The sequence below is a fragment of the Microcoleus sp. S36b_A4 genome, assembly GCF_036700645.1.
In the GTDB taxonomy this organism is placed as follows: Bacteria; Cyanobacteriota; Cyanobacteriia; order Cyanobacteriales; family Microcoleaceae; genus Microcoleus.
The window spans coordinates 31,598-43,004 of the sequence record NZ_JAUBPI010000054.1; the positions used below are offsets into that span (position 1 = coordinate 31,598).

An 11,407-nucleotide genomic window follows, 5' to 3' on the forward strand; every position below is an offset into this window, starting at 1 on the left:
ACCGATAATATCAGGAATGGGCGGGTTAATTTGGCTATCTCGGTGATATTGTAAACGTTGGCGAACCCGCCCCTCCAAGTGCGCTCAACCGATAATTTTCTTAATCAAATCCAACTTACCCTTATAGGGGGCGTACCGCCATTTCAAGTCCAGTAAAAATGACTTTTGCAGCACGCTTTTGTAATGAGAAAAAGTATCAAAACTTGCTTTGGCGTGATAGCTACCGATGCCGCTGTCGCCAACTCCGCCAAAAGGTAAATCTTTTACCCCCACTTGCATAACCGTGTCGTTTAGACAAACTCCCCCCGAAGAAGTTTCCCTCAAAACTCGCTCTTGTTTCTCTTTATTTTTGGAGAACAAATACAAAGCTAGGGGTTTGGGACGGGCGTTTATTTGGGCGATCGCCTCTCCGAAATCATAATACTCCAAAACTGGCAAAATCGGCCCGAAAACCTCATCCTGCATCACCGGGGAGTCCCAGGAAACACGATCTAAAACCGTCGGTGCAATATATCTATCTTCCGGCTTAACTTCCCCACCAACGACAATTTCTCCATCTTTGATAAACCCACTCAAACGGTCTAATTGCCGCTGGTTGATAATCCGCGAATAGTCGGGACTTGTTTGCGGATCGTCGCCGTAAAATTCGTGAATTGCTGTTTTAATTGCTGCCATCAAAGCAGGTTTAACTTTTTTATCAACTAACAGGTAATCTGGAGCGATGCAAGTTTGTCCGGCATTGAGAAATTTGCCCCACGCAATGCGTTTTGCGGTGTATTCAATCTGAATGTCTGAGTCTACAATGCAAGGACTTTTGCCGCCTAATTCCAAGGTTACAGGTGTCAGGTGTTTAGCGGCAGCTTCCATGACTATTCTACCGATTTTAGTGCCTCCGGTAAAAAAGATGTGGTCAAATTTTTCGGCTAGTAATTGTTGGCTGATTTCCACACCTCCTTCGACGGCTGCTACGTAGGCGGGATCAAAGGTTTTGGATATCATGTCGGCGATAACTTCGGAGGTGTGTGAGGCGATTTCCGAAGGTTTGAGAAGTGCACAGTTGCCGGCGGCGATCGCCCCGACTAAAGGTGATATCATTAGCTGAAATGGGTAATTCCAAGGCCCGATGATTAACACTACGCCCAAAGGTTCAGGGTAAATGCGGGCTGATGCTGGGAATTGATCTATCGAAGCAGGCACTTTTCTCGGCTTTACCCATGATTTGAGGTTTTTGAGGGCATAATTAACTTCGGCAATCGATGCGATTTCAAGATAAGCCTCGAATTCCGGCCGACCCAGGTCTGCCTTGACAGCATCGACTATTCGTGATTGATTAAGTTCGATCGCACTTTTAAGTTTTTTCAGTTGTTCGAGCCGAAAATCCACATCTTTCGTTTTCCCAGTCGCAAAAAATTGCCGCTGCTGCTGGATAATATCGCTGACGCTGATTACCATATTTAGTCCTCCATGTCTATAAATAAATGTTACAACAAGAAAATGGAACTTGGGTAAAGTGCGATCGGTGTTAAAGCGTAGACTTCTGGAATAAGTCTGCGATCTGGGCTTTATGCTATAACTTATAAGGTATTAATTGTAGATTTTTAATGTGAGTTAAGTCATGAAAATATCTAAGAACGATTTTTTTTTCTATTCCTGCTGGCTGCTTTGCTTGCTTGCAGTAGCAGGATGTACCTCTAAGCCCGAAAAGCAAGTTGTCATCTGCTCGAAAGACTTTACCGAACAAGCCATTCTCGCAGAAATTTTAGCACAGCATATCGAAGCTAAAACAGATATCAAAGTAGAACGAGAACTGAATCTCGGAGGTTCGCTTTGCCATCAATCCCTAACAGCAGGTAAAATCGATTTGTACGTTGAATACACGGGGACTGCTTACGCCAACCTGCTCAAACAGAAACCGATTTCTGACCCCAAAAAAGTCCTCGATTACCTCAAACAAGAATATCCCAAACAGTTTAAAGCAGAATGGACGGAACCGCTAGGATTTAATAACAGTTTTGCGATTATTGTGCGGGGAGACGATGCCAAAAAGCTCAATTTACAAACTATTTCGCAACTTGGGAAAGCTTCACCTAACCTCCGGGCTGGTTTCGGCCCAGAATTTAACGAGAGAGAAGATGGGTTTCCCGGATTGGCTAAAACTTACGGGATTAAATTTCGAGAACAACCCAAGGAATTGCTGTTAGGATTGCTTTATCAAGCGCTGCAACAAAAAGAAGTAGATGTGATTGCTGGTAATACGACGGACGGTTTGATTCAAAGTTTAGGTTTAGTAGTTCTCACAGATGACAAGAACTATTTCCCGCCCTACGAAGCAGTTCCGGTTGTGCGATCGCAAGTTTTGGAAAAATACCCGGAATTGCGTCCAGTCCTCGCACAATTGGGTGGCAAAATCTCTGAGGAAGATATGCGACGACTCAACTATCAAGTTGATAAGAAACAGCAGGAAGCCGGACAAGTGGCGCGGGAGTTTTTGCAGCAAAAGTTGGGCGTGTCAAAGCCATAAGACCTGTTGCATAAATCTTTGATTGATAGGTCAACCGCAGATGTTAGGCAGATAAACACAGATAAACGCAGATAATGTTAAGAAGACCGGGCGCTGGAAACCGCGTCTATAAAAAGAAAACCCGCCTGGTGCGGGTTGAAGAACAGGCGGTTAAAATTACCTTATTTTTTTCAGTCCGCTTGGAGTGGAGTTCGTTTTTGTAGGCGCGGTTTCAACCGCCGTCTTTGCTCTTAATTCACTTCACTCAGCCTCCGCAAATTCAAAATATCGCTCATCTTTTTAATTTGCATACAAGTCCGCTCGAACTGTTGTTTATCCTGGATATCCATGCACAAGTCAATTAATGCAGGCAATCCGGGATATGTTTTGACTTGAGCGCTGCGGACGTTTACTTGGTTGTCCTTCAAATGCGATAAAACATCATTGAGAACTCCCACTCGATCGAGGGCTTCAATTTGAATATTAACCGGATAAGTGTTGGGTCGAGATTCATTGCGGTTGCTGGAATTCCAACTCACAGGAACCAACCGATCCCCAGGTACGCTCTCAACATTTGAACATCCTTGCCGGTGAATCGAAATTCCGCGAGTGCGAGTCACCACTCCAATAATTGATTCCCCAGGAATCGGACAACAACAGCCGGATAAATGGTAGAGCAATCCCTCTACACCTGCGATGGGCGATTTGCTCGGAGATGAACTCGGTACTGGTTTCGGTGTCGTCGATGCAGGTATTAGCTGGGGCACTTCGTGGGTTCCTGCGGGAGCAGCTTCAATTTTTTGCTGCACTTTTACTAAATCTCGCAGTCGATTTACTACGAGATTTAAGGTAACTTCGCCGTAGCCCAAACCGGCGATTAAATCTTCGACGCTGTGGTAGTTGCAGCGCTGAGCCACAGACTGCATGGGTTCAGATTTCAGCAAAGATTCTAATCCGTTTTTACCTAATTCTTTTTCCAGCAATTCCCGCCCGCGAGCAAGATTTTCATCTCGGTGCGATCGCTTCAACCACTGACGAATTCGGTTTTTTGCTCCGTTTGTCTTGACAAAATTCAGCCAGTCGGAACTGGGATGACCATTTTTTTGGGTCAAGATTTCTACAATATCGCCATTCTTTAAAACCTTGTCTAGTGTTACCATTCGCCCGTTGACTCTGGCACCGGTGCAGTGATTACCAATTTCGGTGTGAATGCGGAAAGCAAAATCTACGGGAGTTGACCCGCTATTGAGAGCAATTACGTCTCCGTTAGGAGTAAAAACGTAAATATCTTCGTCGAATAAGTTGTCCTTAATGCTTTGTAAATATTCGCGATCGTCTTTGAGGTCGCTTTGCCATTCTAGGAGTTGCCGCAGCCAAGTAAATTTTTCGTCGTCGCCAGTGACTGTTGTGTTAGAACCGCCAGTTTCTTTGTATTTCCAGTGCGCGGCAATGCCGTATTCTGCAATGTGGTGCATTGCTACCGTGCGGATTTGCACTTCGATGGGGCGACCGCTGGTTCCGATTACTCCGGTGTGCAAAGATTGGTAGCGGTTGGCTTTTGGTAAACCGATATAATCTTTAAAGCGGCCGGGAATGGGGCGGAAAGAATCGTGGACGATCGCCAAAGCGCGATAACAGTCATCATTGGTTTCTACTATGATCCTTACCGCCGCAATATCGTACACTTGGTTAAAGCCTTTTTGGCGGCGCTGCATCTTCCCATAAATTCCGTACAAATGTTTGGGACGGCCGCTGACTTCGTAACATTTAATGCCTAATTTGTCAAGCCTTTCTCGTAAACTATCTGTGACTTCTGCGAGTTGAGTTTCTCGATCAGCTCGCTTCACCGCCACTAAGTCCTGAATTTCGCGGTAAGCTTCTGGTTCCAGGTATTTAAAGGCTAAATCTTCCAATTCCCACTTAAAGCGGCCGATACCCAAACGGTTTGCTAGGGGAGCAAAAATATCTCGGGTTTCTAGGGCAATAGTGCGCTGCTTTTCTTCGGACAAATGCTCCAAAGTCCTCATGTTGTGCAGCCGATCTGCGAGTTTGACGACAATGACGCGAATATCTTTAGCCATTGCTAGGAACATTCGGCGGAAATTTTCCGCTAGGCGCTCTGTTTTGCTGGAAAAATTAAACTTAGAAAGCTTGGTGACACCTTCAACCAACTGTCGTACTTCCGCGCCGAACCGCTGTTCTATTTCTTCGAGAGTAATATCTGTATCTTCAACAATGTCGTGGAGGAAGCCGGCGGCAATCATGACGTTGTTGCCGCCCATATACCTGAGTATTCCAGCGACAGCTACCGGATGGCAAATGTAAGGTTCTCCTGATTTGCGGTATTGTCCTTCGTGCAAGTCGCGGGCAAATTCAAAGGCCCGACAAATTAAGCTGTCGTCAGTCGAACAATTCGGGTTAGATCCCCCATCCGGCTGCGATCGAGTATTCAGGCATTCTTGCAGCCAATCGGGAACTACGGCAGGATCGATCGAAGGAGAGGGAGTCAGAGTGTTCGCGTTCATGGGGTACACCTTTAAAACTTAGAAATACAAATGGTTAAAAGCCGGTTTCCGGTTGAATTGCCGAAATTATGTGTTTAGCTATACTAAACTAATTGAATGCCACAATTTGCAATTCAAAAAAATAGTCGATTTTTCTCAAACTATACCTATGTAATTCCGAGTCGTCCCCCCTCGGAGGTAGGAAAATATAGTGACACCACTGCCGCCGCCGCAGTCTGTCGAACGAGGAAAATCGGGTAAAATCAGCAGATTTGGGCGGTAGCCGTTGAGGTTGCGGGGGATCGGCATTTACCGGCAACGCTAAACTAAAAGCAGCAGCCAGAAGGGTAGAGTCAGGGCAGCAAATCAAAAAAAGTTCTCATAAAACAGGGAATTGCTCCAAAAACGCACGGCTTCCCTCCATATGAGCAAACTTAAGTAAGTATCTACTTTGATTATAAATACAAATTTGTTTACAAAATCATGATATTGTCCGAAGACCGCCGCCAGTGCTACCAAGAATTACAGCAAGCACTAGAACAACTACAAAGAACTGCTGCACAGGATAATCTGGATGGGGCCACGCTGGCGATCGAATACACAAAAGTGCAACAATTTTTCGGAAACCAAATTATGAGAGCCGAAAGCGATGAGTTAGACGCCTCAGAAACACCCCCAGAGCAGTCCTATTTGACGGAAATTCACAAGCAACTGCGGTTATTGGGGACAGATGTCACCTTTTTGCAAGCGTCGCGCCAGCCAGCGACAGCAAAGGCGAGGCAAACTGCGGCGATCGCGCGACTCAACACGCTAATTGGCTACTGTGGCGCGCTGCTGCAAAAAAATTCTGGTTCTTCAGGGCCCGCCCAGATACAGAATTAATAATTGCATTAACAGGGAATTAATAAGGCAAGGAGAAATAAAGCGGTGGAATGTCCAAAATGTAAACATCCCAATTTAGAAGGCGGTACCTTAGCCGGCCGTATGTCGGTGCAGTGGTGTCCCAACTGTTACGGTATCTGGATTCCAGGCAGAGAATACGAAGCTTGGCAAAAAGAGCAAAGCCAGTGGTACAACAAATCCGAGAAGCCTGATGCGACAGCGACTCTCGGCATAGAATTCACGCCGTCTCCCTACGACAGCAAAGCAGCGCTGTGTCCCGAAGACGGTCACTATCTGTCGCGGGCGAAAGTTCCTTTCAGCAGAGTGCCTTTTTACATAGAGCGCTGTATGTTGTGCGGGGGCATTTGGTGCGATAACGGCGAGTGGGACATTCTCGAAAGTCTGGGATTCCACACCGAGATTGACAAGATGTTTTCTCCGAATTGGCAAGCTAAGGCCCGCGTGCAAGAACTCGCCTCTCGGGAACGTCAAGTGCTGACTGAGAAGCTGGGGCCGGATATCGCCGGATATGTGTTGGAACTCGCGGAAGTTTTAGCAGACCATCCTCACGCAGATTGTGCCGCTACTTACATACTGCGGAGAGCTGAGTTGAAGCGAAGGGAAATTTAGTCAGTTCATGGTTGTCAGTTGTCAGTTGTCAGTTGTTAGTTGTCAGTTGTCAGTTGTCAGTTATCAGTTGCTCGGTGAATGATGTACTAATAAAAGCTTTGTTTGTAGCTATTTTTATTTGTATTTACAAACAGCAGAGCAGTCTCTTGCCCATAACTAATAACTCTGAAACACTAATAAGTAACAACTAACAGCCAGTATATTGACCATTAAATAACAAATAACAACTGACCACTGACCACTGACTACTGACCGAAAACGTCCAGGATATAAGCCCCCGAATTTATCCGTGGGGTTAATGCTTTAATTCTTTAATCTAAAATCCAAAATCTAAAATCTAAAATCGATTGACTAAGGACTAATGACTAATGACTAATGACTCTTCTCTATTTTCCGTTGACAATCTGCGAGTAGCTTATCCTCAGCGGCGGGGCCAATCCGGTTGGGCCGTTGACGGGGTTTCCCTGACGCTGAAACCGGGGGAAAAGCTCGGATTAGTTGGGGAGTCTGGGTGCGGTAAGTCAACTTTGGGAAGGGCGGCGATGCGGTTGCTGCCGGACTCAACGCTGATTGAGGGGCGAGTTAGTTTTGCTGGAGAGTCGGTGTTTGATATGAATGCTTCGCGGCTGAGGCGGTTTCGGGGCGAAGCTGTAGCATTGATTTTTCAAGATCCGATGACTCGTCTCGATCCTTTGATGACTGTAGGAGAACATTGCATCGAGACTTTGCAAGCTCACAGACCGAATTTGGATCGCAAGCAAGCTAAGAAACGGGCGATCGAAACTCTGGAAGCTGTGAAAATTCCCGCGTCTCGTTGGTCGCAGTTTCCCCACGAATTTAGTGGCGGAATGCGGCAAAGAGTAGCAATTGCTTTGGCTCTTTTGCTCGATCCCAAATTAATTGTGGCAGACGAACCGACTACAAGTTTGGACGTAACTGTAGCTGCTCAGATTTTGCAGGAATTAACCAGACTTTGTGAGGAACGGGGAACGGCTATTTTGTTGATTTCTCACGATTTGGCGATGGTGGCTGAGTATTGTGATCGCATTGCGGTGATGTACGGCGGTAAAGTTGTAGAAACCGGGCCGGTGCTAAACGTTTTTGAGAAGCCGCAGCACGAATATACTCGATCGCTCCTCAAAGCAGCTTTGCACATTCAAGCCGATTCTGACAAAGGGTTAGCATTCGAGGAAATCAGGACTGAAGGCGTTACTGCAAACTTAACAAATGCGCCTCTTTTGACCGTAACCAATTTGCAGCAACACTACAGTTTAGAAAGCAATTTATTAGATCAGTTGTTTTCCAGGAATCGCCAGGTAATTAAAGCAGTAGACGGCGTTAGTTTAGAGCTACAACGAGGAGAAACCCTAGGGCTTGTAGGGGAGTCCGGCTGCGGCAAAAGTACCTTGTCACGCACGATTTTGCAGCTAATTACCGCGACTGGTGGCAAAGTGGAATTTCAAGGAATAGATATAACTGCCCTGAACCGCGATGCTGTGAGGAAGCACCGCCGCGAAATGCAAATGATTTTTCAAGATCCCCACGCTTGCCTGAATCCGATGATGACTGTCGGGCAAAGTATTGCTGATCCTTTGTTTATTCACAAATTAGCTAATGGCAGCGAAGCTAAAAAACAAGTAATCCAAATGTTAGAGCGGGTGGGTTTAAGTCCAGGGGAGGATTTCTTTCGTCGCTATCCGGGGGAATTGTCGGGAGGACAACAGCAGCGAGTTTCGATCGCCCGCGCTTTAATTACTCGGCCGCAACTGATAATTTGCGACGAACCTGTGAGTATGCTGGATGCCAGCGTGCAGACTCAAGTTTTAGAGCTGATGTTGGAGTTGAAGCAGGAATTTAATTTGACTTATCTGTTTATTACGCACGATTTGTGGGTGGCGAGATTTTTTTGCGATCGGATTGCGGTAATGAATGCTGGAAAAATTGTTGAAATCGGTAAGACTAGGGATATTTTTACTAATCCGCAGCACCCTTATACTCAGCAATTATTGCAGGCAGCTCCTTTACTGGCTCGAACTCAATAGAAAGGTAGAAAATTGGGGCCATCTAATTTCTGTCAATCGATTTTAGATTTTAGATTTTAGATTAAAGAATTGAAGCATTGACCCCACGGATAAATTCGGGGGGCAAGTTTCTCGGGTACAGGTTTTTTATTTCTGGACGGATGAATCCGGGGGCTTGTATCCTGGATGCTTTCGATCACGGTCTTCTAGATGGATTTCGGAAATTTCCGGTTAAATTGGTTAAAGTTAAGGGATACTTTTCAAATCCTTCCACCGACACCAAGCACGATATGGCAGAATCTGACCTAGGCAGTTTTGCGGTGGCACCCGAAGCCTCATTCGCGATCGCACAAGATGAAGACACCGAGATCGATCGTCCGACCGTAACTCGATCGTCAGCATACAACAACTGGTCTGCCGACGATCCAGTGGGAGCTTTGTTCAAGGAAATGGCTCGGTATCCTCTACTGACAGCAGCCGAAGAAGTAGAGTTAGCGCGCCGCGTTCAAGAATTGGTAGCCCTGGATGAATTAGAACAGCGTTTGCAGCAGGAATTCGACAGAGTGCCGACAAAAGCTGAAATCGCTGCGGCTTTGGGGATAAGCGAAACTCAACTGCAACAGCTTCGCCACCAGTGTCAGTCGGCGAAACGGAAAATGATCAGCTCGAATTTGCGCTTGGTGGTTTCGATTGCCAAACGCTATCTTAATCGGGGCGTGCCTTTTCTCGATTTAATTCAGGAAGGAGCTTTGGGTTTGAATCGGGCAGCCGAAAAGTTTGATCCGGAGAAGGGTTACAAGTTTTCTACTTATGCCTATTGGTGGATTCGCCAAGGAATTACCCGGACAATTGCCAATCAAGGGCGGACGATTCGCTTGCCTGTTCACATTGTCGAACAGTTAAATAAACTCAAAAAAGTTTATCGAGATTTGAAGCGTTCTCTTCAACGAAATCCAAATGAAACTGAACTTGCTAGAGAAATGCAAGTTACTTGCGAACAGCTTCGCTACCTCCAGCAAGTACGTCGGCAATCTTTGTCTCTCAACCACCGCATCGGCTCAGAAGAAAGTTCGGAACTTTTGGATGTTCTCGAAGATAACGCGACGCAATCTCCCGAAGCTCAGATGAATGAGATGATGATGCGCCAAGATATTTTGGAGGTGTTGGACAGTATTTTGACTGAGCGGGAAAAAGAGATTGTTGCTATGCGTTACGGTTTGCTGACCGGCGAACCTTACACTTTAGAAGAGGTCAGCAGTTTGTTCAATTTGTCCCGCGAACGAGTCCGTCAAATTCAAAATAAGGCAATGCGAAAGCTGCGCCGCCCTCAAGTGACGGAACGATTGAAGGGCTGGTTGAAATAAACAAAAAAACATTGAGTTGGCATTTTGAAAAATCTTAAACTTATTGTGGGGTGGCACTCCGAGGTCACCGTAAATATGCTTGTTCAAGGTGGAAAAGCTTAATTAAAAATTACAAATTAAAAATGTCTTGATGTGGTATTTTTAATTGTTGATTGTCGCGTACTACTTACTTATTTATGTCTTCTGAGGTAATTTTGCGTCCAGCTACCCGCGCCGACGTGCCGGTGCTGTTTGATTTGATTAAAGCTTTAGCTGAGTACGAAAAATTATCTCATGCCGTTACTGGCAATGCGGTTGATTTGGAGCATCATTTGTTTGGCGATCGACCTTTTGCTGAAGCGATTTTAGCCGAGTGCGAAAATCGAGTGGTGGGGTGGGCGCTGTTTTTTTACAATTATTCTACTTTTTTGACTCAGCCGGGAATTTATTTGGAAGATTTGTTTGTGGTACCTGAGTTTCGAGGGCGGGGAATTGGCAAGTCTTTGATAGTTTATTTAGCGCAGTTGACAGTAGAAAGGGGCTGCGGGCGTTTGGAATGGAGCGTTTTGGATTGGAATGAATTGGCGATCGGATTTTACAAGGGTATCGGTGCTGATGTGATGCCCGATTGGCGGATTTGCCGGGTTGCGGGCGAGTCTTTGGCAAATTTGGCATCGAAGTAATTCAGGCGGGATCGCGTGCCCAACCCAAAATTCATCTGTTGTGGAACAGGCATCTTGCCTGTGTGTGGAACAGGCATCTTGCCTGTGTGTAGAACAGGCATCTTGCCTGTTAAGCTAAAATGCAGCACTCTGGTTAATTAATACCGACCTAATTAATTGACAAAAATATAGGAAAATTTAGATAAGAGTTAAGTTAATTGGGAGAGTATATCGTGATTATTTGGGTAAACGAGCAAATCGATCCGTCGGGTATTCTTTATTCTTGCATTGCTTGTTGCGATGAGACTCAAGCGAAGGATTGCCACGAATCTTTTGAGCAGAATTTGACGGCAGAGCAAAAACAGCAGGGCTGGGTTGCTACCTTGCGGACTGTTAGTTCTTGGGATGAGGTGCCTGTTAATGCTTTGAAATTGAATTAATGAGTGCAAGTCATTAGCAGCTTTAGTCTCGCCGTATTTCCGTTAGAGCGAAAGGGCAGGAAAACGTGGGACATCTGTTCGGAAAAGGCAAGATAGCTCGATCGCACATTGGTCAAATTAACAGAGGTTTTGTGAATCTGAAGGCAAAAATCTGCAAGCATTTGGGGCTGCCAGTCTGAGGATTGTGCCCTGGAAGGTGCGGGAATTTGGGCGGAAATTTTCGGGCCTGCAGTGCTGCGAACACGCTAGGACGAAAAAGCGTGCAAGTGCGATCCTCTTCGAGGGCTCCGCTAACGACAATTGGCATTTCTTAAACGGATTTTAGCATTACTATTAATAGATAGAGGCAGTGCGATTCGTTGAAACGTGAATCACGGTGAAAGCCCGTACATAACGTTTCCAGCCACAAGGCTGAACTCTCGGTC

General features: G+C 45.8%; 10 protein-coding genes. 7 read left to right on the plus strand and 3 right to left on the minus strand.

Annotated elements, in window-relative coordinates:
• Positions 1 to 84 precede the first annotated feature (84 nt).
• Entirely contained in the window at positions 85 to 1,452 is a 1,368-nt protein-coding gene (locus tag QUA03_RS17845) for an aldehyde dehydrogenase (RefSeq protein ID WP_333213578.1), read from the minus strand.
• Positions 1,453 to 1,615: 163 nt separating this feature from the next.
• On the opposite strand from QUA03_RS17845, the gene QUA03_RS17850 reads away from it, so the two are divergent.
• Positions 1,616 to 2,521, plus strand: a complete 906-nt coding sequence (locus QUA03_RS17850; RefSeq protein ID WP_333213580.1) for a glycine betaine ABC transporter substrate-binding protein — start codon at positions 1,616 to 1,618, stop codon at positions 2,519 to 2,521.
• Between the two features lie 230 nt (positions 2,522 to 2,751).
• Here the strand turns inward: QUA03_RS17850 and QUA03_RS17855 are convergent, their stop codons facing one another.
• Together QUA03_RS17855 and QUA03_RS17860 are read right to left on the minus strand one after the other, a co-directional pair.
• Positions 2,752 to 5,025: a bifunctional (p)ppGpp synthetase/guanosine-3',5'-bis(diphosphate) 3'-pyrophosphohydrolase gene (locus QUA03_RS17855; protein ID WP_333213582.1), complete on the minus strand. Its 2,274-nt coding sequence runs from the start codon at positions 5,023 to 5,025 to the stop codon at positions 2,752 to 2,754.
• Between the two features lie 135 nt (positions 5,026 to 5,160).
• Positions 5,161 to 5,313, minus strand: coding sequence for a hypothetical protein (locus QUA03_RS17860; protein ID WP_333213583.1), 153 nt, complete (start codon positions 5,311 to 5,313; stop codon positions 5,161 to 5,163).
• Positions 5,314 to 5,487: 174 nt separating this feature from the next.
• On the opposite strand from QUA03_RS17860, the gene patD reads away from it, so the two are divergent.
• From patD to QUA03_RS17890, 6 genes are all read left to right on the plus strand, one after another.
• On the plus strand, positions 5,488 to 5,886 hold the full coding sequence (patD, locus tag QUA03_RS17865) for a heterocyst frequency control protein PatD (RefSeq protein WP_333213585.1): 399 nt from the start codon (positions 5,488 to 5,490) through the stop codon (positions 5,884 to 5,886).
• 45 nt (positions 5,887 to 5,931) lie between these two features.
• On the plus strand, positions 5,932 to 6,516 hold the full coding sequence (locus QUA03_RS17870; protein WP_333052547.1) for a zf-TFIIB domain-containing protein: 585 nt from the start codon (positions 5,932 to 5,934) through the stop codon (positions 6,514 to 6,516).
• 368 nt (positions 6,517 to 6,884) lie between these two features.
• Positions 6,885 to 8,558 (plus strand): ABC transporter ATP-binding protein, encoded by a 1,674-nt coding sequence (locus QUA03_RS17875; RefSeq protein WP_333213587.1) that lies wholly within the window; start codon positions 6,885 to 6,887, stop codon positions 8,556 to 8,558.
• A gap of 77 nt (positions 8,559 to 8,635) precedes the next feature.
• Positions 8,636 to 9,901, plus strand: coding sequence for an RNA polymerase sigma factor, RpoD/SigA family (locus QUA03_RS17880; RefSeq protein WP_445304861.1), 1,266 nt, complete (start codon positions 8,636 to 8,638; stop codon positions 9,899 to 9,901).
• A 176-nt stretch (positions 9,902 to 10,077) separates the two neighbouring features.
• Positions 10,078 to 10,563: a GNAT family N-acetyltransferase gene (locus tag QUA03_RS17885; protein ID WP_333213589.1), complete on the plus strand. Its 486-nt coding sequence runs from the start codon at positions 10,078 to 10,080 to the stop codon at positions 10,561 to 10,563.
• 212 nt (positions 10,564 to 10,775) lie between these two features.
• Positions 10,776 to 10,982 carry a hypothetical protein gene (locus tag QUA03_RS17890; protein ID WP_015178896.1) on the plus strand — a complete coding sequence of 69 codons (207 nt, stop codon included), beginning with the start codon at positions 10,776 to 10,778 and terminating at the stop codon, positions 10,980 to 10,982.
• Positions 10,983 to 11,407 lie beyond the last annotated feature (425 nt).